Genomic DNA, 20,915 nt, shown 5'->3' with positions numbered 1-20,915 from the left:
TAACCGCCCGAGGCGGTCGCGGCCCCCACGGCGTCGCTGTCGCCCGCCTGTGTCGACGCCTCCGTACGACGTCCCGCCCGTCCGGCAGAGCCGAGCGGGCGGGAGCAGGACAGCGGCCGGTCAGCCGGCGGTGTCCAGCGACGGGTCGGTGACCGTGGCGATCAGTTCGGCAAGGGTGACGCTGGGCTCCTCCACCGGGTTCTGCGTCGGGGGCTCGGCTCCGCCGAAGCTGCCGGGGTCCGCTCGTCGGCCGTCACCCTCGACCGTGGCGATCGCCAGTTGCCCGTCCGGGCGCACGTAGCTCGCCCAGTACGCCTGCTTGCCCCGCGTACCGACCCGCACCTGCTTGCCGTCGTCCGTGGTCGTCATCCAGCAGGCGGAGAAGGTCGAGCGGTCGTCGGCCAAGCCGCAGGTGTCCGCCCGCGGGTGCGGGATGCCCCCGTCGTTCGGCTGCTCGTGCACGGCCTTCGGCAGCACGATGATCTCGGCCCACCCGATCCCACCGGCCTCGCTCCAGTCCGATCGAGCTCCCGCCCACCCGGCGCGTCCGCACAGACCGCTCTCCCTCGGATTGACCCCGCCCGCCGCGCGCCCGACCAGGTGCCGGCGGTCCGGGTCGGCGTACCTGGCGAAGACGTCGAGATGGTTCGCCTTCGCCGTGCCGGCAGCACCGCCGGCGGGTGGGGTGAAAGCCCGGCCCCGCGGCGGACAGGTGTACGACGGCCCACCCGGCGTCGGCTGGATCACGTAACTGCCGTCCGGACGGATCTCGACACTCCCACCGGGGCCGACGGCGTGCCGCTCCACCTTCGCCTGCGGCTGCCCAGCCACCCCGGCCGGGTCCGTCGAACCCCCCAGGTGAGCAGTCGCCAGGCTTCCTCCGGTGGCCACCAGGGCCACGGCGAAGGCACTCACGGCTCCGACCCCTGCCCGGCGTCGCCGCAACCGGCGACGGCCGCGGGCCAGGTCCTCGGCCGGGTCGACGGTCAGGTCCTCCGTCCACGAGGTACTGCGGGCCAACTGCTCGTGCAGGTCGTTCTCGTTCATCGGGCGTCCTCCATCAGTTCCGCGAGTCGGGAGTCGGCCAACTGACCCCTGAGGTTCTGCAAGGCCTTCGAGGACTGGCTCTTCACCGTGCCGACGGTGATCTGCAGGTCGGCGGCGGTCTCCTCGACCGACAGGCCCAGCCAGAAGCGCAGGACGATGACCCGCCGCTGGCCGGCTGCCAACGTGCTCAGCGCGGCCATCAGCTCGTCGCGGTCCTCCAGGCCGAAGCCCTCGTCCACGGCCTGTTCCGGGAGTTCCCCGGCCGTCTGCTCACGCCGCCAGGGCCGCCGGCTGGCGTCGATCCCGGCGTTGACCAGGATCCGCCGGGCGTAGGCGTCCGCGCCGTCCGAGCGCCGGATCCGCGGCCAGGCGACGTACAGCTTGGCGAGCGCGGTCTGGACCAGGTCCTCGGCCAGGTGGCGGTCGCCGCAGAGCAGGTAGGCGGTGCCGACCAGTCGCGACCGGCGGGCCGCGACGTACTCGGAGAACTCCTGGTCGCGCCGTTGCCTGCCGAGCATCTGTTCGTCCCGTCGTCGCCGGATCAGTTGACGATCACAGATACGGGATCCGGTCCGAACAGGTTGCCCCGGCGGCGGGGTCAGCCGGATTTTCCTAGACTGCCTCCGACCGTTGCAACGTTGTCATCGGTGGTGGAGGGGGCGAGCATGCTGAGATCGACTGGGCTGGGGGCCGAGAACGAGACGGTGTACCTGACGTTGGTCCGGCAGGGGCCGGCGACCGTGCTGGAGCTGGCCGACCGGGCCGGGCTGCCGGAGCCGGACGTGCTGCGGGCTGTCGACGCGCTGCAGCGGGAAGGATTCGTGCACCGTACGCCGCCACCGCGCGAGCTGGTGGTCCCGGTGCTGCCGGACCTGGCGGTGGAGCAGTTGGTCCGGCGCCAGGAGGAGGAGCTCGAGCGGGTCCGCGAGGCGGCGTACCGGTTGACGGCGGCGGCGTACAACCAGGCCAGCGACCGGCGGACCGAGGAACTGATCGAGATCGTGTCCGGGCAGACCGCGGTCGGGCTGGCGTTCGACCGGGTGCAGCGGACGGCTCGGCAGGAGATGCGGGAGCTGGTGGCGCCGCCGTACGCCGCGTCGGCCGAGGTGAACCGGACCCAGCTGGACCGGCAGGCCGACGGCGTCACCTACCGGGTCGTGTACGACAGCTCCGCGTTGAGCGACGAGGTGCTGTCGGCCAGTGCGGTCAGCCATGTCCGGGCCGGTGAGCAGGCCAGGATCGTGGACGCGCTGCCGACGAAGCTGGCAGTCGCCGACCGGGAGCTGGCGCTGCTCCCACTGGACTGGGCGACCCCCGCGCGCGACGCGGCGTTGCTGGTCCACCCGTGCAGCCTGCTCGACGCGCTGGTCGCGCTGTTCGAGACGGTGTGGGCGCGGGCCAGCCCGCTGGTGGTGACCGCCGAGGAGTCGCTGACGGCGGAAGGCACGATGTCGGCCGACGACAGGTACCTGCTGTCGCTGCTGGTCGCCGGTCTGACCGACGAGGCCGCGGGAGTCCGGCTGGGGATCAGCCGGCGTACGGTCGCCCGCCGGGTCCAGCTGCTGATGGAGCGGACCAACTCCCGGTCCCGGCTCCAGCTGGGCTGGCACGCCCGGGACCGCGGCTGGCTCTGACGCGTCCATTCCTTGGACAGCCTGTCCGAGTTGGCCGTGTCAGCTTTGCGCCAGCGAGATCGATGGCCGCCGGCGCCGGGCCCGCGTGTAATGCGGGGAACCCCTGTGAACCCTTGGAGTTCCCTTGTCCCAGACTTCGCCCCGCGGTCGCGCGCTGGTGGCGGTCAGCGCCGCTCTGGCGCTGCTGACCACTGCCTGGCCGGTCCCGGCGGGCGCATCGCCGGTCGCCGCGGCCCAGCCCGCCCCGACGGCCACGACCAAGACCAAGACCGTCACGCTGATCACCGGCGACAAGGTCACCGCGACGGTCACCGCGGACGGCCGGACCACCGCGACCGTGCGCAAGCCGACCGGCGGCCCGGCCGGCGCCCACATCATGACCGTGGGCGAGGACACCTACGTCTATCCCGACGCGGCCATGCCGTACGTCGCCTCCGGCGTGCTGGACGAGGGACTGTTCAACGTCACCGACCTGCTCGAGGACGGGTACGACGACGCGCAGACCCACCGCCTGCCGCTGATCGTCTCGTACGCCGACGCCCGCAAGCAGGTCGTGCCGACCGGCTCACGCCGTACGCGGACGTTGAGCAGCATCCGGGGCGCGGCGTTGGAGGCCGACCGCAACGACTCGTTCTGGTCGTCCGTGACCAACCGGTCGAGTGGGATCGCCAAGGTCTGGCTGGACGGCAAGGCCAAGGCCACCCTCACCGACACCACCGCGCAGATCGGTGCCCCGCAGGTCTGGCAGGGCGGCAACACCGGGCAGGGCGTGGCCGTCGCGGTGCTGGACACCGGCATCGACGCGGCGCACCCGGACTTCACCGGGCAGATCGCCGCAGCGGCGAGCTTCGTGCCGGGGGAGGAGGTCACCGACCGGAACGGCCACGGCACGCACGTCGCGTCGACCATCGCCGGGACCGGTGCCGCGTCGGGTGGCGCCGAGAAGGGCGTCGCTCCCGGAGCGGGCCTGCACATCGGCAAGGTCCTCGCCGACGACGGCAGCGGTCAGGACTCCTGGATCCTCGCCGGTATGGAGTGGGCCGCCAGGGACCAGCACGCCAAGGTGATCAGCATGAGCCTCGGCTCGGACCCCACCGACGGCACCGACCCGATGAGCCAGGCCGTGAACAGGCTGAGCGCTGAGACCGGTGCACTGTTCGTCGTCGCGGCGGGCAACGCCGGCCCGGATCCGTTCAGCGTGGGCGCACCGGGTGCTGCCGATGCGGCCCTGACCGTCGGGGCAGTGGACTCGGCCGACCGGGTCGCGTCGTTCTCCAGCCGCGGTCCGCGACTGGGTGACACCGCGATCAAGCCGGAGCTGACCGCGCCGGGCGTCGACGTACTGGCTGCACGGTCGCAGTACGCGCCGGAGGGTGAGGGCTCGTACCTGACCATGAGCGGCACTTCGATGGCGACGCCGCACGTCGCCGGCGCCGCGGCCCTGCTCGCCCGTGCACACCCCGACTGGACCGGTGCCCAGCTCAAGGACGCACTGGTCAGCACCACCAAGCGGACCGTCCAGTACAGCCCGTACGTCGGCGGCAGCGGCCGGCTCGACGTGGCGGCCGCGGTCAAGAGCTCGGTGTTCGCCTCCGCGTCGGCCTTCCTGTTCGCGAAGTGGCCGTACCCGTCGAGCGGTGTGCTGAGCAAGGACGTCGTCTACACCAACACGGGCGCCGAGCCGGTCACGCTGGACCTCGCCCTCAGCACCCAGGGCATCCCAGCCGGTCTGCTGACGCTGACGTCTTCGCAGGTGACGGTGCCTGCGCACGGCACCGCGACTGTCGGCGTCCAAGGGCATCTGGACCTCGCGGCCGACGATGCCGGCTACAGCGCCATCCTCACGGCCACCGGACCCGGCGGAGCGCTGCACACTCCGGTCGGCGTGAGCAAGCAGAGCGAGCGGGTGAAGCTGTCGGTCGCGGCCAAGGGCCGGGGCGGTTCCGCCCTGCCGGGTGTCGTCGTACTGAAGGACATCGCGCGGGACACCATTCCGCAGGTCCACCAGGTCGACGAGTCCGGCCGGGTCGACATCATTCTCCGCCCGAGCACGTACGCCGTCTGGATGTACGCCGACGTGCGTGGCCTCGACAGCCAGCACTCCCTGAGCCGCGCGGTCCTCAGCGAGCCCGAGGTTGTCGTCAGCAAGGACCGGTCGCTGACCTTCGCCGCGTCGACGCTGCGCAAGGTCAGCGCGATCACGCCGCAGCCGACCGTCACCGACGACCTGCGGATCGACCAGTACCGCAGCTACCGCGACCTGCACCGCTTCGTCGACTCCTACCAGCTCGAGTGGTGGCTCTACGACAGCCTCTGGGCGACGCCGACCCGTCCGGTCACCCAGGGGTCGTACACGTTCGCGGCCCGCTGGCGGCAGACCCAGCCGGCCGTGATGCTTGCCCTGGGCAAGGATCTGTGGACGCCGCAGGTCCAGAGCCTGTCGCCGAAGCTGCCGGCCGGCACCAAGGCAGCCGCGCTCGTATACGCCGGCGACGGGTCGAGTGCGGACTTCGCCAGGACAACGGTGCGCGGCAAGATCGCGGTGGTGCTACGGAACGACCGGGTGGCCGCCACCGAGCAGGCCAAGGCAGCTGCGAAGGCCGGTGCCAAGCAACTGCTGATCGTCAACGACGGCTACGGTCCGCTCGATGCCTGGGCCGACCTGCCGCAGGAGGAGGCTCCGCAGCTGCCGGTGGCTTCGCTGGACTCCGACCAGGGTCCGCGGCTCGTAGCCCAGCTTCGGCACGGTTCCAGGACGCTGAAGCTGACATCGCACCCGTACCCGCAGTACCTGTACGACCTGGTGCAGCACCACGACGGCGCGATCCCGCGGGATCCCAGTTATCGGCCCGGTCCGGGTGACCTGGCGAAGATCGAGCAGTCGTTCCGCAACACCGCGCAGGGTGAGGCGCTGGACATCCGCTACGACCTGTCCACGGACTTCGCCTGGGCCGTCAGCTCGGCTGCCACCACAGTGCTCGCGCAGGGCGACCACACCGTCTGGGTGACCGCCGGGCCGACGGTGAAGTGGCTCAGCCAGGCCGCGGTGCCTGACTTGTCCCTGATCGGTTCGTCGCAGTCCTACCAGCCGCGCAGCACCACCAAGGAGACCTGGTTCGCCGGGATCCAGCGGCCGCGGTTGCTGAGCGACAACGCGATGTCCACACCGCCGTCGAGAGTCGGTGACATCATCAGTGTGTTCGGCATTCCCGGCTGGGGTGACTCCGGCCGGCACGAGGGCACGGTGTTCGGCGGGGTCACACTGAACACGGCGCTGTACCAAGGCGACAACCTCGTTGCCGAGGGCGCCGACTTCCTGTCGGTGGAGGTGCCACCGGAGCGGCTCCCGTACCGACTGGTCGCGGACACCACCCGCGACATGCCCGGCCGGCCGTACTCGCCGCGCACCCGCACCGAATGGGGCTTTGTCTCCGACCAGGCCCACTACAACGAGCTGGAGTCGCTCCCGTTGATCCAGCTGGACTACGGCGTCTCCACGGACCTGGCGGGTCGGGCGCAGCGGCGTACTGGGTTGTCAGTGACGCCGTCGCACCTGCCGGGCGCTGCAGGCCCCGGGCGGATCAGCACCGTCACGCTGGAGGTCTCGTACGACGACGGTGGCACCTGGCACACCCTGAATTCGTCCCGTTCGGGCGCTACGTGGCAGGCCCGGCTGGACGCCCCGTTGAAGGCCCAGTACGTCAGCCTGCGCACCACCGCTCGGGATTCCGCAGGCAACAGCGTTGTCCAGACCGTGGATCGCGCGTTCGGCCTGCGCTGACTCCGCCGGCCGCCGCCTCAGCTCAGCTTGGGGCGGCGGCTGGACCGGCGGTGCAGGGTGATCGGGCGCTTGCCTCGGGTCGTCGCGGAGGTCTCCGGCGGAGTCACCGCGGGATGGGCGTCGTCGTACGCCGTGGTGACCGCGCCGGTCGGCTCGAGGACGAGCACGTCGGCTTGGGTCTGCCAGCGGTCGAGCTGGTTGCCCAGTCCGGCGGCATTGAGGCGCTCGGTGCGGAGGACCAACGCTGCGGCGGTCCACTCGTCGCTGCCCGGCTCCAGGCGTCGTACGGTCGCGGTCCAGGAGGCCAGTCGCGCAGTAGCAGGCTTCGCCGGTACGACGACCTCCACAGCGCCGGTATCGGCCAGTCCGGGCAACGGCTGCTCGGCGCTGCCGTCACGATCCGCCAGGACGACGTACGAACCGTCGACCGTGGCGAACCAGGCCGGCGCCGGCCGGCGTCCGTCCCAGGACAGCCACACCAGTCCGGCCTTTTTCATCACCGCGGCGATCTCGGCCGTGATCTCGTCGGTCGTCACGGACCAAGACTGACACAGCCAACCGCCGGACCGGTGAATCCGGCCACATCGGGTCTCGACGTGAGCCGGGTCACCGGCGGGTCAGGCGTTTCGCCGTACGCTGCCGTGAAACTGGTGGGTAACCAGGTTCCGAGGAAGGGGTACGGCGATGGGCGACGAGACGGCGACCAAGGCGCTGCGGTCCAGGCGGTCCTGCCTGGCGACACCGGGGTCGAACCCGCGGTTCCTGGCCAAGGCCAAGGGGCTGGATGCCGACCAGGTGTTTCTCGACCTGGAGGACTCGGTCGCGCCGATCGCCAAGGTGGATGCCCGCAAGAACATCGTCGCCGCGCTGAACGAGGGCGGCTGGGGCTCGAAGGTCCGCGTGGTCCGGGTGAACGACTGGACCACCGAGTGGACCTACGCCGACGTGATCGAGGTCGTCGGGGGCGCGGGCGCGAACCTGGACTGCATCATGCTGCCGAAGGTGCAGACCGCCGAGCAGGTGGTCGCGCTCGACCTGCTGCTCACCCAGCTGGAGAAGGTGCACGGCTACGAGCCGGGGCGGATCGGCATCGAGGCGCAGATCGAGAACGCGCTCGGCCTGACCAACGTGAACGCGATCGCGACCGCGTCGCCGCGGGTGGAGACGATCATCTTCGGCCCGGCCGACTTCATGGCCTCGATCAACATGAAGTCGCTGGTCGTCGGTGAGCAGCCGCCCGGCTACGACGTCGGCGACGCCTACCACTACATCCTGATGCAGATCCTGATGGCCGCCCGCGCGCACGGCAAGCAGGCGATCGACGGCCCGTACCTGCAGATCAAGGACGTCGACGGGTTCCGCCGGGTGGCCGGCCGCTCGGCCGCGCTCGGCTTCGACGGCAAGTGGGTGCTGCACCCGGACCAGATCGCCGCCGCCAACGAGGTCTACTCGCCGCGGCAGGACGACTACGACCACGCCGAGAACATTCTCGACGCCTACGACCACTTCACCTCCGCGGCCGGCGGCGCCCGCGGCGCGGTGATGCTCGGCGACGAGATGATCGACGAGGCCTCCCGCAAGATGGCCCTGGTCATCTCCGCCAAGGGCCGCGCCGCCGGCATGACCCGCACCGACGTCTGGCAGCCCCCGGCCGACTGACCTACTCCGGCGGCGGCACCTGCGCCATGATCGCCAGCGGGTGCCCGTCGGGGTCGGCGAAGAACGCCATCCACTCCTCGACCCCGTCGGCGTGCCGGTGGATCAGGCGCGGTGCGTCCTCGAAGACCGCGCCGCGCTCCCGCAGTTCGTCGTAGGCCGACTGGATGTCGTCCACACGGAAATAGAGCACCGACGGCTCGCCGACCGGGCCGTCGGCCGCGCTGAGGAACAGCCGGGTCCCGGCGCAGTCGAAGAACGCCAGGTTCCCGAACGTGTAGAGATGCGGGAGCCCCAGCACCGTTTCGTACCAGGCGACCGCGGTCGGGATGTCCCGAACCGGTCGCGAGATCTGCCCGATCACACTCAGCCGCAACCCAGACACGGTCCCAGCTCCTTCCACGTCACTCGGGCTGGTCATGCTTCACAAGCTAGCGCCGTGGTCGGCGAATTGCCCTCCCCCGAGAGCGGGGAGGGCGATCGGGTGTCAGCCGAGGGTGACGACCTTCAGGATTCGGACCGGGTGGGTGGGCGGGCCGTCCAGGTCGGGGTCGGCGATGCCGGCGGCGACGATGCGGTCGAAGGTGGACATGCCGAAGACCACCTTGCCGAGCACCGTGTAGTTCGGCGCGATGTTGGCGAACGAGTGCACGACGAAGAACTCCGAGCCGTTGGTGCCCGGGCCTTGGTTGCCGTAGGCAACGGTGCCGCGCGGGTAGGTCTCGGCGCCGGTGACCTCGTCGGGGAACTTGTAGCCCGGGCCGCCCTCCTCCTGGCGGTAGATGTCGCCGCACTGCAGCACGCCCAGGCGGGCCGAGTTGGTCAGCCGGAAGCACTGGGTGTGGTCGTAGAAGCGGCTCTTCACCAGATGCACGAAGTTGTGTACGCCGCAGGGCGCGTTCGCCCGGTCCATCCGGACCACGAACGGGCCGTAGTTGGTGAGGAAGTAGACGTCGACGGTGCCCTTGGCCTTCGCGGTCGCCTTCGGCACGGTCACCGGCTTGGCCGCCGGGTTCTCCGGCGTCGGGGTGAACTCGCACTTCACGGTCGGCTTGCCGTGGCCGGCCGGGCTCATCGGGGCGGCCGACGCGGTCGTGGTCGTCAGGGTCGCGGCGAGCAAGGTCGTCGCGATCAGAGCAGGCAGAATTGATCGCTTCATGCGATCAACCTAGTACGCGGCGTGGCGATCGGCACCGGCTCGAGGCACAGGAGCAGGTAAAGACCGTCCGGCCTGCAGTCCGACGGCTCGCTCTCCGGCGCTGCGGCACCTAAGGTGGACCGGCGATCGGGCCCGAAGCTGACTGTTGTGGGGTGTTGTGTGAACGGCGAGGTACTCGCGGGGCGATACCGGCTGCTGAGCCTGCTCGGGCGCGGTGGCGCAGGTGAGGTCTGGCGGGGTGAGGACACGGTCCTGGCGCGCCCGGTCGCGATCAAGCTGCTGCGCGCGCTCGACGGTGACCCGATGGACGCCGTCCAGCGGTTCCGCATCGAGGCCCAGGCCGCCGCCCGGCTCCAGCACCCCAACGTCGTCGCCACGTACGACGTGGGCGCTGCCGACGACCAGGTGTTCCTGGTGATGGAGTTGGTGACCGGTACCGACCTGGCTCAGCTGATGCGCGCCAAGGGCCTGCCGGCCACGAAGCTGGTCGCGGACATCGCCGTCCAGGGAGCCCGCGCGCTGGACGCCGCGCACGGCGCCGGCATCGTCCACCGGGACGTGAAGCCCGGCAACCTGCTGCTGGCGGCCGACGGCACGCTGAAGATCACCGACTTCGGGCTGGCGCACACCGGCGGGCTCAACGGCGCCACCGGCCAAGTCCTGCTCGGCACAGCGGCGTACATCTCCCCGGAGCAGGTCACCGGCGGTCAGGCGACACCGGCCAGCGACTGGTACTCGCTGGGCTGCGTCCTGTACGAGTTGCTCGAGGGCGTCCCGCCGTACGTCGCCGACTCCGTCGAAGGCGTGCTGCGCCAGCACCTCGAAGCCCCCATCCCGGCCGTACGGCGTACTGACGACGTGCCCGGCCTGGCCGAGCTGGTCCAGCGGATGCTGGCCAAGGACCCGGCCCAGCGCCCGTCGTCCTCCGCGGCCGTGCTGGCTCAGCTCAACGCGCCCACGCCTGTCCAGCCGGTCAGCAACGAGACCCAGGTGCTGCCGTTCGCTGCCACGCCAGTTGTTCCGCTGCACGAGGAGTTGCTCGGCCAGCCCGTCGACGACGAGCCGGAGAAGCAGCCGGCGAGTCACGCCGCCCCGAGGCGACGGCTGCCGTTCGCGAAGGTGCTGGCGGGAGCCGGTGTGGTGGTGGCCGGTGTGGTCGCGGCCATCCTGCTGCGGGAAGGCGTGTCGCAGGAGCCGCCGGCGGTGGCGGGCGGCACGCCGACGGTGGCGCCGACCGTCGTGACGAAGACGACCGCGAAGCCCAAGCCGACGCCCACCCCGACGCCGAAGCCGAAGGAAACGCCGACCCCGAAGAAGACGCCCAAGAAGTCCCCGCCCCAGCAGACCGAGTCCCGGACGGCGAACCAGCTCAGGACGTTGGCCCAGTTGCTGCGCCAGGACCAGCAGGGCGACGGGAGCAAGGCGGTGCGCGAGGCCGCCAAGGACCTGGACGAGGCGGCCAAGGCGCTCGGCGAGGGCAAGGAAGGCCAGGCCTCGGACCGGTACCGCAGCGCGCTGCGCCGGCTCGGCACGGCTCAGCGGACCCAGCAGTGGCAGCCGACGCAGCAGGAGTTCGTGCTGATCGCCGCGATCAACCGCGACCTCGGCCGCACCGCCTGGGGCGACAACAACGACGAACGCGACTCCGACTCCGACGAGTAGGCGGCCGGGGTAGTACCAGTCGGCGTACTGGGCGTGAGCCACCTGACCTGGATCTGGTGGCCGGTGTCACAGCGGGTGTCGCGGTGTACCGGGATGCTGGGACTCGCGATACTCGCGGGTAAGCACCTCTGAGCCAAGGAGCCGCCGGATGAGCAGGTTGCAGCAGACCGAGGGACTGACCGACGTCCAGGAGGAGATCCTGAAGACGGTCCGGGCCTTCGTCGAGGCGGAGATCCTGCCGGTCGCCACCGAGCTCGAGCACAAGGACGAGTACCCGACACAGATCGTCGAGGGGCTCAAGGAACTCGGCCTGTTCGGCCTGATGATCCCCGAGGAGTACGGCGGTCTGGGCGAGTCGCTGCTCACCTACGCGCTCTGCGTCGAGGAGATCGCCCGCGGCTGGATGAGCGTGTCCGGCATCATCAACACGCACTTCATCGTCGCGTACCTGCTGCTGCAGCACGGCACCGACGAGCAGAAGCGCAAGTACCTGCCGCGGATGGCCACCGGCGACGTGCGCGGCGCGTTCTCGATGTCCGAGCCGGGCTGCGGTTCCGACGTCGCGGCGATCAAGACCAAGGCGGTCAAGAACGGCGACCGCTACACGATCAACGGCCAGAAGATGTGGCTGACCAACGGTGGTTCGGCGAACCTGGTCGCGGTGCTGGTGAAGACCGACGAGGGCGCCGGCTCGGTCTACAAGAACATGACCACGTTCCTGGTCGAGAAGGAGCCGGGCTTCGGCGAGGTCGACCAGGGCCTGACCGTGCCGGGCAAGATCGAGAAGATGGGCTACAAGGGCGTCGACACCACCGAGCTGATCTTCGACGGCTACTCGATCGACGCCGCTCAGATCCTCGGCGGCGTTCCGGGCCAGGGGTTCTACCAGATGATGGACGGCGTCGAGGTCGGCCGGGTGAACGTCGCCGCCCGCGGCTGCGGGGTGGCCCGGCGCGCGTTCGAGCTCGGCATCTCCTACGCCCAGCAGCGGGAGACCTTCGGCAAGAAGATCGCCGAGCACCAGGCGGTGCTGTTCCGGCTGGCCGACATGGCGGTCAAGGTCGAGGCCGCGCACGAGCTGATGGTCAAGGCGGCCCGCAAGAAGGACGCCGGGTCACGCAACGACTTCGAGGCCGGCGTCGCGAAGTACCTGGCCAGCGAGTACTGCTCGCAGGTGGTGGAGGACTCCTTCCGGATCCACGGCGGCTACGGGTTCTCCAAGGAGTACGAGATCGAGCGGCTGTACCGGGAGGCGCCGATGCTGCTGATCGGTGAGGGCACCGCCGACATCCAGCGGATGATCATCGGCCGGCGCCTGCTCGAGGACTACAAGCTCTGACCACCCGCACGCCGCGGGTCCCGGCCTGGTCATCGGGTCGGGCCTCCGGAGCCGTCGAGCACCATCCTGCCGAGCACAGTCAGGTCGTGGCGGACGGCCTGCCCGGCGCGGCGGGTGGTGATCAGCCCGGCCTCGCGCAGGATGCCCGCCTGCCGGCTGGCTCCAGCGAGCGAGACACCGCAGCGCTGGGCCAGTTCGGTCGTGGTGCAGCCGTCAGCGATCACCTCCAACGCGGAGGCGCGAGTGCTACCGAGCAGTGCGGCCAGCGGACGTGACCTCTGCTCGGCAGTCCCGCGGTGGAGTGCGCCAGGGCTGTGCCTGACCGGGTAGACCAGAACCGGCGGCAGATCGGGATCGCGCAGCTTGGTCGGCGTACGCCAGCAGAAGACCGATGGCTGCAGTCGGAGTCCTCGGCCGTCCAGGTGGAGGTCTGTGTCGGGCAGCCCGTCGACCGTGAGCACGGGGGACTCCCAGCGCACCGCCGGGTGGATGCGGCCGAGCAGGTGCTCCACGCCGGCGCCGGACAGGTGGCTGACCTTCTGCTGGTGGTCCGCGCGCACCATCGTGCGCATCGACTCCCAGTACGGCGCGACGGCGTACTGGTGGTAGGTGTGCATGGCCTGTCCTAGGCTTTTGACCGCCTCACGGCGGCCGACGACCAGTTCGCGCGTCCAGCTGGGTCCGGGCCGGCGTACGGCGAGCAGTTCGATCTCGCGCTGGAATCGGCTGCGGGAGGTCGACAGGACCCGCTCGACACCACTCTCGAAGCCGCCCGTGTGCTGTGCCGGGGTCAGGAAGTCCGGCGAGTACCCGCGCGGAGGAGCCAGGTGCAGCAGCCGTGCGGCCGATCGGGGCAGTTGCCGCCGGGTGCGCTCACGCCAGTGGCCGTACTGGGTCGTGCCGTCCTGGACCTGCAGCTGGTGGAGGCTGAGCAACACCTCCCAGAGAGGGTCCGGCTCCTCCGCGAGCGTGGTCCGGGCGAGGTCCTGGCTGGTGAAATGAATCCGCAGCACGACAGGTGCTCCTTTCTCCACCTCCATCGTGCAAGCAGCGCCTTTCATCTCGCTGTCACCGGCCTCGCTGTGCACACTCCGTGCACGATCGGGCAGCACCACGAGGAAGCGGCGATCACGCGGACTCGCGCGAACCTCCGGAGCCGTAGCCGGAGAGCAGCCAGATGCCCAGCTGGGTGACCTCGTGCCGGACCGAGGCGCCGTCCCGGCGGGTGGTGATCAGTCCGGCCTCACGCAGCACCGTGGCCTGGTGACTGGCCGCCGCGGGGGAGATGCTGCAGCGCTTGGCGAGCTCGGTCGTCGTACAGCCCTCGACCGCTGCCTCCAGCGCCGACGCGCGTGTGGAGCCGAGCAGGGAGCTGAGCGCGTCGGACGGCTTGCCTGCGTCCGGCGACGACTGCCGAAGGATGCCGGGCGCGTGCTGAATCGGGTAGACCAGGATCGGCTTGAGCTCCGGGTCACGCAGCTTGGTTGGCACCTGCCAGCAGAACGCGGACGGCTGCAGCTCGATGCCCCGGCCGTCCAGGTAGAGGTCCCGGTCATGCATGCCGAGCACCTGGAGGACCGGCGCCACCCAGCGGACTCGCGGATGCAGAGACGACAGCAGCCGGTCCACACCATGCCGGGCGAGTGCCTCGCCCCGGTGCGCCTGGTCAGCGGTCACGTGCGTACCGATCGACTTCCAGTACGGCGCGATGGCGGCGGCGTGGTAGGTCCGGATCGCGTGGCCGAGCTTGCGCATCGCCGTACGGTCGCCTTGGGCCAGCTCGCGCGTCCACGGCGAGACCGGCCGGTACTTGCTCAGCAGGTCGAGCTCGGAGCGGATCTGCTGGCGTGGGGTCGACAGGGCCAGCTCCAGCGCGCTGTCGAAGTCGGACGGGCAGTCGGCGGGCGTCAGGAAGTCGGGGGAGTAGCCGCGCGGAGGCGTCAGTTCCAGCAGCAGGCGCATCTGGTCCGGGGCGACCTTGGCCCGCACGTGCCGGCGCCAGTCGTCGAACACCAGCCGCCCGTCCGAGTGCTGCAGCATGTGCAGGCTGAGCAGGACCTCCCACAGCGGCGCGGGCTTCGTCGAGAGCGTCACCCGGGCGAGGTCGCGGGGGGTGAAGTGGATGCGGAGCACGAGCCCTCCCGGCGCGCTGATCGTCGCGACATCCCCGATGCCGCCCGGTAGCAGACCGTGCCGGACCGCTGACCGAACGCGATGCTCGCATTGAAGCAGTTGCCGTCGAGCCCGCACAACCACTGGCCTTCCGGTACGCCGGACCACTCGCGGCCATGGCACGAGGTTGCCAACTCACCGGCTCCGCGGCCGGCGGGGTGAAAAGCTGACCGGCGCGAGAGACGCCCGTGCGGGTCTCGCTGAAGCCTGCTGGCGATCGCCGCGAGCTCCTGCTTGGCTGGCCTGATGATGTGGTCGGACGAGCTCACCACCCGCGCTGCGGCGATCCACGCGCGGGTCGAGCGCACGCTGCGCGCCGCCGGCGTACCGGGCGAGCTGGAGTGGACCGGCGCGTCGAGCGTGCCCGGCACGCTCACGAAGGGGGACGTGGACCTGCACCTGAGGGTGCCGCCGGAGCTGTTCGCGGCGACGGTCGAGCAGTTGAAGGCGTTGCTCCCGGTCGCCGTACCGGACGCCTGGGCGCCGACGCTGGCGGTGTTCGACGTACCGGACCAGGAGTTGCCGACCGGTCTTGCGGTGACGCCGGCCGGATCCGAGCACGACCGGCGCTTCACGCGGGCCTGGCAGCGGATCGCGACCGAGCCTGACCTGCACCGCCGCTACAACGAGCTCAAGCGCGAGCCCGGCCACGAGGACCGCAAGTCCGACTTCTTCTCCGAGCTGACCGGCACCTGACTACAGCCAGCGGTTGCGCTTGAACAGGCGGTAGAGCACCGTGCAGGCGACCAGCATGGCGCCGAGCACGACGGGGTAGCCGTACTTCGTGGTGAGGATCGGCATGTGGTCGAAGTTCATCCCGTAGACGCCGGCGATCAGCGTCGGCACCGCGATGATCGCGACCCAGGCCGAGATCCGCCGCATGTCCTCGTTCTCGGCGACCTGCACCTGGGCCAGCCCGGCCTGCAGGATCGAGCTGAGCAGCTCGTCGAACGAGAGCACCTGCTCCTTGACCCGCAGCAGGTGGTCGTCGACGTCGCGGAAGTAGTTGCGGGTCTCGTCGCTGATCAGCGGGTGCCGCAGAGTGGCCAGCGCGCGCATCGGCCCGGCCAGCGGCGCCACTGCCCGCTTCAGCTCCAGCACCTCGCGCTTCAGCTGGTAGACCCGGTCGATGTTGCGCCAGCCGCGCGGACTGAACATCTCGGCCTCGATCACGTCGATGTCGGCCTGGACCGCGGCGGCCACCGCCAGGTAGCTGTCCACCACGTGGTCGGTGATCGCGTGCAGCACCGTGCCCGGGCCGGCCGCCAGCCGCTTCGGGTCCTTCTCCAGGGTCTGCCGCAGCCCCGCCAGCTCGCCGTGGTCCCCGTGCCGCACGCTGATCACGAAGCCGGGCCCGCAGAACACCATCACCTCGCCGGACTCGACCACCTCACTGGTGGCGGTCAGGTCGTCGTGCGGCACGTACCGCACGGTCTTCAGCACGGCGAACAGCGTCTCGCCGTACCGCTCCAGCTTCGGCCGCTGGTGCGCCTCGGTCGCGTCCTCCAGCGCCAGCGGGTGCAGACCGAACTGCTGCCCGACCACGGCCAGCTGGTGCTCGGTGGGCTGGAACAGGCCGATCCACACGTAGCCCTCGCCCCGCCGGGCCCGCTGCAGCGCGTCGACGTAGTCGCCGTGGCCGGTGTCGCGCCGGCCGTCGCGGTAGTAGGCCCAGTCGACCAGTGCGCCGTCCAGCTTGCCGCTGCCGACCAGATCGAACTCCGCCGCGGCGGTGACGGCCGGACGGCGGCCGAACGCTCGTCCGACGCGCCGTGACGCGCCCAAGTCCCACCTTCGTCCGGTCATCGACGCGAGGCTATCAACGCACCCCCGGTGTGGCTGCCGCGCTGTCGTTACCACGCGTCGGCAATGATGGGATGGAAGCAACAGCGGAGAGGAACGACGATGACCACCCAGCGCATGCCCTCGATGGACCCCCGGCCGACGGGGTTGACGATCGGCACGTACGACACCTACCTGCAGGCGCAGCGCGCAGTCGACTACCTCTCGGACGAGAAGTTCCCGGTGGAGCACACCACGATCGTCGGCAACAACCTGCGGCAGGTGGAGAAGATCACCGGGCGGCTGACCTGGGGCCGGGCGCTGACCGCCGGACTGGCCAGCGGCGCGTGGTTCGGCCTGTTCGTCGGCGTGCTGCTCGGCCTGTTCACCACCGACGGGGGCTGGCTGGCCGCGCTGGTCACCGGTGTGGTGCTCGGCGCCCTGTTCGGGATGGCGTTCGGTGCGATCGGCTACGCCCAGCTCGGCGGCCGCCGCGACTTCACCTCGCGTACAGCGGTCGTCGCGACGACGTACGACGTGCTCTGCGACTTCAAGTACGCCGAAGAGGCCCGCAACCACCTGGCCAAGCTCGCGCTCAAGGGCGAGGTCAGCCCCCGGCTGCCGGAGCAGTCCAGCTAGGGCGATAACCCGTCTCCTCCTGGAGCGCGGCTGCTTCGGCAGCGTGGCCGGCTGCCGGTTCCAGGACGGCGAGCAGCAGCAAGGCACGGCAGGCGAGGATGCGGTGCCCGAGCCGGCGCGCAGCCAGCAGGGCCTGTCTGGCCAGGTCGCCCGCTCGCTCGCCCTGCCCCTGGCCGAGATCCGCTGCGGCCAGACCGAGCACCGATTCCGCGACGGTGGCTCGGTGCCCGTTGCTTCGAGCGATCCCGCCGGCGGCCTGGTGGAACCGGACCGCGGCGTTCCAGCGGCCGCGGCGGCGGTAGATCGTGCCCAGCGCGTTCAGCGACGCCGCTTCGTGCCAGGGCTGGCCGTTGCCGCGGCTGCGGGTCAGGGCCTGCCGGGCCCAGCTCTCCGCTTCCTCCAGATACCCGAGATCCGCGTACAGCAAAGCGGACTCGTACTGCAGCGGCAGTGCGTCGTCGACGGACTGTGCGGCCTCCGCCAGGTCCCGCTCGGCCTCGTGCAGCTCGCCCAGCAGACGTAGCGCGACACCACGGTTGAACAACGAGATCGTGCGGCTGCGTTCGTCAGGTGCCGTTGCGACGGCTTCCTCCGCGGCCGCCAGGGCGGCCTCCAGATCGCCCAGGTTGCACTCGACGTTGCTCAGGCTGTTCAGCGCGTTCACCAGCGCGGCCGGCTGGTCGTACTCGCGGAGTGCGTCGACGCCTCGCCGCAGCAGCTCGGCGGCCCGCTCCGACTCGCCCTGGTCGTCGTGCGCCATGCCCAGGTTGCAGAGCAGAGCCGCGTAGCCGAGACCGAAGCCGGCTCGGTGGTAGAGCTCGGCAGCCTGCTCGCCGGAGGCGATCGCCGCCGCGTTGTCCCCGCTGATGAACTGCAGGGCTCCCAGGCTGTGCAGCATCGCTCCCTGACCGCCGAGGTGGCTCGTCGTACGGGCTGCCGCGAGCCCGGCCATGACTGCTGTCCGCCAGGGATCCACTCGGTGCTGGAGCGTCAGGTACTGCCGCAGTACGTCGGCAAGCCGCCACGCTGTCTCGTACGGCCCACGCTCCGCCGCCCGCTTGATCACCGCGACGAGGTTGGCCTCCTCGTCCTCCAGCCAGTGCGCGGACGCTGGAGCGGATCCGCCGAGCGGCGGAGTCAGTCGCACCGACGGCATGTACGCGTGCTGCGTCGCCGCGTCGGCCGTGCGCAGGTACCACTCGCAGAGCCTGGCCCACGCGTCGTCGACATCGTCCGCGACGGCTGCCCGCTGTTCGGCGTACAGGCGGAGGAGGTCGTGCATGCGGTAGCGGTCCTGCTGGCGGACCAGGAGGTTCGCGGTGACCAGTGTGTCGAGCAGCCGGCCCGCTACGACCGGTGTCGTACCGAGCAGCGCCGCAGCGGCCTCGGCAGTCACGTCAGGCCCGGGAACGACACCCAGCAAGGCGAAAAGCCGCTGCGAGTCCGGGGTCAGTGCGACGTACGAACGGTGGAAGGCGACCTCTACCGCGGCGTCGGGCTCACCGATGAGCGACAGCGCGAACAACCGGTCCCCGCCGCGCAACTGTTCGGCGTACGAGGCGATGGACTCCTCGGGTCGCCCGGCCAGATGGCTGGCCGCGATGCGCAACGCCAGTGGCAGGTGGCCGCACAGCCTGGCCAGCTCGGCGGCGGCCGCGGGCTCTCGGTCCACCCGCGCGGCGCCGATCACGGCCCGCAGCAGGTCGACGGCCTCGTCCTCCTCCAGTACGGCGACCGTCGTACCGAGTGCGCTGTCCAGCACGCTCAACCCAGCAAGGTCGTTCCGGCTGGTCACCAGTACGGCGCTGTCCCGCGACCCCGGCAGCAACGGCCGGACCTGCTGCGAGTCCTTGGCATCGTCCAGCAGGATCAGGACGCGTCGACCGGCCAGCAGCGACCGCAAACGAGCCGAGAGCGTGTCGACATCGCCAGTCAGGACTTCGGCACCCGCCAGTTCGAGCAAACCGCGCAGCACCTCACAGGGATTCTTCTCCGAGTCCCCGGCTCCCTCCAACCGCACGAACCACTGTCCGTCCGGGTACTCGTCCCTCAACCTATGCGCCACCCGTACGGCGAGCGCCGTCTTCCCGGCGCCGGGTGGTCCGCTGATCGTCACCACCGGAACGCCGGACGGACTGGTCAGCCGGTCCACGATCGCGTCCGCCTCGTCGTACCGGCCGACGAAGTCGCCGATGTCGATCGGCAGCTGCCGGTGCACCTGCCAGTCCGGCCCGCGCGCCTCCTCACCCGACAGCACGAGCTGGTGCAGCCGCCGGACCTCTTCGCCCGGGTCGATTCCCAGCTCCTCGCGCAGCAGCTCGGCAAGCTCCTGGTACGCCGCGAGCGCGTCGGCCTGCCGGGACGACCTGTGCAGCGCCAGCATCAGCTGGGCCCAGAACCGCTCCCGCAGCGGGTACTGCTTCGTCAGCGCGGTCAGGTCGGCGATCAGCTCGTTGTGCTCGTTCTGCTCGAGTCGAGCGTCGATCAGCTGCTCGGTGACCCGCAGCCACTGCTCGACCAGGACCGCCCGCTGGTCGACGACGACCGGGTGGTCCAAGGCGCCGGTCAGCGGTTCGCCGTTCCAGAGCCGGAGTGCCTTGGTCAGACTGTCGGCGGTTCCGGCGGCCACTAGCTGCCGGAACCTGTCCAGGTCCAGCTGGCCGGATTGCAGCCGCAGCCGGTAGCCCCCTGCGACGGTTTCCAGCTGGGTCGTCGGACCGAGCAGACCGCGCAGCCGGAACACGGCGGTGTGCAGTGCGCGCTGCGGCTGCGCCGGCGGCTCACCACCCCACAACCAGTGGACCAGCTCGGACGCGGTCACGGTCTGGTTGGCGTTGACCAGCAACGCCGCCAGCAGGGTCCGCAGCCGCGGCGCCCCGATCCGGATCTCCCGCCCCTCTTCAAGGACCGCGATGGGTCCCAGAAGGCGATAGGCGGTCGTCATGCGGGTCAGTGTCCCCTGACCAGGGGTCGAGCCCGTTCAGCAGCGCACGGCCGAGACCGGTCACCTGATGCCGCACCGACTTGCCGTACCGCCGCGACTCGATCAGCCCCGCATCACGCAGTACGGCGGTCTGGTGGCTGGCGGTCGCCAGGGTGATCTTGCAGGCCCTGGCCAGCTCGGTCGTCGTACAACCGTCGACCGTCAGGGCCAGCACATTCGCCCGCGTCCGGCCGAGCAGTGCGGCCAGGCTCTGCTCGGAGTCGCTCGGCGATCGGTCCAGCTGCAGGCCGGCGGCGTTCCGGATCGGGTAGACCAGTACGGGCGGCAGGTCGTGGTCGCCCAGCTTCGTCGGGGCCCGCCAGCAGAAGTACGACGGCTGCAGCCGGATCCCGCGACCGTCCAGCCGGACCTCCTCGTCCGGGAACTTCGGGATCTCCAGCACCTGGTTCCGCCAGCGCACACCGGGGTGCAGCTCGGCCAGCACGGCTCCGACGCCACCCGTCGACATCCGCTCCAGCCGGTGCCGCTGGTCGGCCCGCACGGCGCCGCGCAGCGACGACCAGTACGGCGCGAGCGCGGATCGGTGGTAGACCCGGACGGCGTGGCCGAGTCGGTTCAGCGAGTCCGGCCGGGCGTCGGACAGCTCCCGGACCCAGCTCGAGGCAGTCCGCCGGGTCGCCAGCATGGACAGGTCCTCCCGGACGCGGTGCCGCGGAGTCGACAGCAGTTGGTCCAGCGCGGCCTCGAACCCGCCGGTGGAGTCGGGCGGGGTGAGGAAGTCGGGGGAGTAGCCGATCGGAGGCGCCAGCGCGGCCAGCGGGCCGATCGTCTCGCGCGGGAGTCGCCGCCGCATCCGTTGCCGCCAGGCGCCGTACGGGACCGGACCGTCCTCGACCTGCAGCATGTGCAGGCTGAGCAGTACCTCCCAGAGCTCGTCCGGTTCGGCCGCGAGGCTGGTCCGGGCCAGGTCGTCGGCGGTGAAATGGATCCGCAGCATGGTGTCCTTCCCCCAGAAGTCCAGTGGCACCTGCCAGGCAAACACCTGCCGCTCACCGATCGCTCACGTCCGGTGAGACGAACGCCACTCGGCCTTCGAGCGG

The 20,915-nt window shown here is 70.7% G+C and carries 17 protein-coding genes; 7 read left to right on the top strand and 10 right to left on the bottom strand.

The features are described from left to right. Nucleotides 1-120 precede the first annotated feature (120 nt). Both ACQPXM_RS31635 and ACQPXM_RS31630 read right to left on the bottom strand, forming a co-directional pair. Nucleotides 121-1,047, bottom strand: coding sequence for a hypothetical protein (locus tag ACQPXM_RS31635; RefSeq protein WP_432940421.1), 927 nt, complete (start codon nt 1,045-1,047; stop codon nt 121-123). Next, the gene (locus ACQPXM_RS31630) at nt 1,044-1,565 is read right to left on the bottom strand and encodes a SigE family RNA polymerase sigma factor (protein WP_432940418.1); all 522 of its coding nucleotides are present in this window, start codon (nt 1,563-1,565) and stop codon (nt 1,044-1,046) included. Before ACQPXM_RS31630 ends, ACQPXM_RS31635 begins: the two co-directional genes overlap by 4 nt. 147 nt (nt 1,566-1,712) lie before the next feature. On the opposite strand from ACQPXM_RS31630, the gene ACQPXM_RS31625 reads away from it, so the two are divergent. After that, the gene (locus ACQPXM_RS31625; protein ID WP_432940415.1) at nt 1,713-2,681 is read left to right on the top strand and encodes a helix-turn-helix domain-containing protein; all 969 of its coding nucleotides are present in this window, start codon (nt 1,713-1,715) and stop codon (nt 2,679-2,681) included. Between the two features lie 124 nt (nt 2,682-2,805). Then, nucleotides 2,806-6,462: a S8 family serine peptidase gene (locus tag ACQPXM_RS31620; RefSeq protein ID WP_432940413.1), complete on the top strand. Its 3,657-nt coding sequence runs from the start codon at nt 2,806-2,808 to the stop codon at nt 6,460-6,462. A 17-nt stretch (nt 6,463-6,479) separates the two neighbouring features. Here ACQPXM_RS31620 and ACQPXM_RS31615 read toward each other — a convergent pair whose 3' ends face one another. Next, nucleotides 6,480-6,998, bottom strand: coding sequence for a hypothetical protein (locus ACQPXM_RS31615; RefSeq protein WP_432940411.1), 519 nt, complete (start codon nt 6,996-6,998; stop codon nt 6,480-6,482). 148 nt (nt 6,999-7,146) lie between these two features. Here ACQPXM_RS31615 and ACQPXM_RS31610 point away from each other — a divergent pair, with 148 nt between their 5' ends. Then, nucleotides 7,147-8,121 carry an HpcH/HpaI aldolase/citrate lyase family protein gene (locus tag ACQPXM_RS31610; protein ID WP_432940408.1) on the top strand — a complete coding sequence of 325 codons (975 nt, stop codon included), beginning with the start codon at nt 7,147-7,149 and terminating at the stop codon, nt 8,119-8,121. Nucleotide 8,122: 1 nt separating this feature from the next. Here ACQPXM_RS31610 and ACQPXM_RS31605 read toward each other — a convergent pair whose 3' ends face one another. Together ACQPXM_RS31605 and ACQPXM_RS31600 are read right to left on the bottom strand one after the other, a co-directional pair. Further along, complete coding sequence (locus tag ACQPXM_RS31605; RefSeq protein ID WP_432940405.1) at nt 8,123-8,539, bottom strand: VOC family protein; 417 nt, start codon at nt 8,537-8,539, stop codon at nt 8,123-8,125. A gap of 66 nt (nt 8,540-8,605) precedes the next feature. Continuing rightward, nucleotides 8,606-9,277, bottom strand: coding sequence for a peptidylprolyl isomerase (locus ACQPXM_RS31600; RefSeq protein WP_432940402.1), 672 nt, complete (start codon nt 9,275-9,277; stop codon nt 8,606-8,608). Nucleotides 9,278-9,436: 159 nt separating this feature from the next. Here ACQPXM_RS31600 and ACQPXM_RS31595 point away from each other — a divergent pair, with 159 nt between their 5' ends. Together ACQPXM_RS31595 and ACQPXM_RS31590 are read left to right on the top strand one after the other, a co-directional pair. Continuing rightward, nucleotides 9,437-10,939 carry a protein kinase domain-containing protein gene (locus tag ACQPXM_RS31595; RefSeq protein ID WP_432940400.1) on the top strand — a complete coding sequence of 501 codons (1,503 nt, stop codon included), beginning with the start codon at nt 9,437-9,439 and terminating at the stop codon, nt 10,937-10,939. Between the two features lie 148 nt (nt 10,940-11,087). Further along, nucleotides 11,088-12,278 (top strand): acyl-CoA dehydrogenase family protein, encoded by a 1,191-nt coding sequence (locus tag ACQPXM_RS31590; RefSeq protein WP_432940398.1) that lies wholly within the window; start codon nt 11,088-11,090, stop codon nt 12,276-12,278. A 29-nt stretch (nt 12,279-12,307) separates the two neighbouring features. On the opposite strand, the gene ACQPXM_RS31585 is transcribed toward ACQPXM_RS31590, so the two are convergent. After that, nucleotides 12,308-13,291: an ArsR/SmtB family transcription factor gene (locus ACQPXM_RS31585; protein WP_432940396.1), complete on the bottom strand. Its 984-nt coding sequence runs from the start codon at nt 13,289-13,291 to the stop codon at nt 12,308-12,310. 115 nt (nt 13,292-13,406) lie between these two features. Then, a complete protein-coding gene (locus tag ACQPXM_RS31580) occupies nt 13,407-14,411 on the bottom strand; it encodes an ArsR/SmtB family transcription factor (protein WP_432940393.1) in 1,005 nt (334 codons plus the stop codon). 285 nt (nt 14,412-14,696) lie between these two features. Here ACQPXM_RS31580 and ACQPXM_RS31575 point away from each other — a divergent pair, with 285 nt between their 5' ends. Beyond that, on the top strand, nt 14,697-15,146 hold the full coding sequence (locus ACQPXM_RS31575) for a hypothetical protein (protein WP_432940391.1): 450 nt from the start codon (nt 14,697-14,699) through the stop codon (nt 15,144-15,146). On the opposite strand, the gene ACQPXM_RS31570 is transcribed toward ACQPXM_RS31575, so the two are convergent. Next, nucleotides 15,147-16,256 (bottom strand): magnesium and cobalt transport protein CorA, encoded by a 1,110-nt coding sequence (locus ACQPXM_RS31570; protein ID WP_432940389.1) that lies wholly within the window; start codon nt 16,254-16,256, stop codon nt 15,147-15,149. It abuts the gene before it with no gap. Nucleotides 16,257-16,355: 99 nt separating this feature from the next. On the opposite strand from ACQPXM_RS31570, the gene ACQPXM_RS31565 reads away from it, so the two are divergent. Next, a complete protein-coding gene (locus ACQPXM_RS31565) occupies nt 16,356-16,871 on the top strand; it encodes a general stress protein (protein ID WP_432940387.1) in 516 nt (171 codons plus the stop codon). Here ACQPXM_RS31565 and ACQPXM_RS31560 read toward each other — a convergent pair. Next, nucleotides 16,840-19,815 (bottom strand): BTAD domain-containing putative transcriptional regulator, encoded by a 2,976-nt coding sequence (locus tag ACQPXM_RS31560; protein ID WP_432940384.1) that lies wholly within the window; start codon nt 19,813-19,815, stop codon nt 16,840-16,842. The two genes, ACQPXM_RS31565 and ACQPXM_RS31560, sit on opposite strands and share 32 nt — an antisense overlap. Beyond that, a complete protein-coding gene (locus ACQPXM_RS31555; protein WP_432940382.1) occupies nt 19,772-20,842 on the bottom strand; it encodes an ArsR/SmtB family transcription factor in 1,071 nt (356 codons plus the stop codon). The genes ACQPXM_RS31560 and ACQPXM_RS31555 overlap by 44 nt, the downstream gene beginning before the upstream one ends. Between the last annotated feature and the right edge of the window lie 73 nt (nt 20,843-20,915).

The organism is Kribbella sp. CA-253562 (genome assembly GCF_050942265.1).
In the GTDB taxonomy this organism is placed as follows: Bacteria; Actinomycetota; Actinomycetes; order Propionibacteriales; family Kribbellaceae; genus Kribbella.
The sequence above is the reverse complement of the archived record's forward strand: the minus strand, read 5'-3'. Positions and strand labels throughout refer to the sequence as shown.

Bases quoted from the DNA above. Each gene is read 5' to 3' on its own strand.
- ACQPXM_RS31635 (WP_432940421.1), bottom strand. From the start codon at position 1,047: ATGAACGAGAACGACCTGCACGAGCAGTTGGCCCGCAGTACCTCGTGG.
- ACQPXM_RS31630 (WP_432940418.1), bottom strand. From the start codon at position 1,565: ATGCTCGGCAGGCAACGGCGCGACCAGGAGTTCTCCGAGTACGTCGCG.
- ACQPXM_RS31625 (WP_432940415.1), top strand. From the start codon at position 1,713: ATGCTGAGATCGACTGGGCTGGGGGCCGAGAACGAGACGGTGTACCTG.
- ACQPXM_RS31610 (WP_432940408.1), top strand. From the start codon at position 7,147: ATGGGCGACGAGACGGCGACCAAGGCGCTGCGGTCCAGGCGGTCCTGC.
- ACQPXM_RS31605 (WP_432940405.1), bottom strand. From the start codon at position 8,539: ATGACCAGCCCGAGTGACGTGGAAGGAGCTGGGACCGTGTCTGGGTTG.
- ACQPXM_RS31600 (WP_432940402.1), bottom strand. From the start codon at position 9,277: ATGAAGCGATCAATTCTGCCTGCTCTGATCGCGACGACCTTGCTCGCC.
- ACQPXM_RS31590 (WP_432940398.1), top strand. From the start codon at position 11,088: ATGAGCAGGTTGCAGCAGACCGAGGGACTGACCGACGTCCAGGAGGAG.
- ACQPXM_RS31575 (WP_432940391.1), top strand. From the start codon at position 14,697: ATGATGTGGTCGGACGAGCTCACCACCCGCGCTGCGGCGATCCACGCG.
- ACQPXM_RS31570 (WP_432940389.1), bottom strand. From the start codon at position 16,256: ATGACCGGACGAAGGTGGGACTTGGGCGCGTCACGGCGCGTCGGACGA.
- ACQPXM_RS31565 (WP_432940387.1), top strand. From the start codon at position 16,356: ATGACCACCCAGCGCATGCCCTCGATGGACCCCCGGCCGACGGGGTTG.
- ACQPXM_RS31560 (WP_432940384.1), bottom strand. From the start codon at position 19,815: ATGACGACCGCCTATCGCCTTCTGGGACCCATCGCGGTCCTTGAAGAG.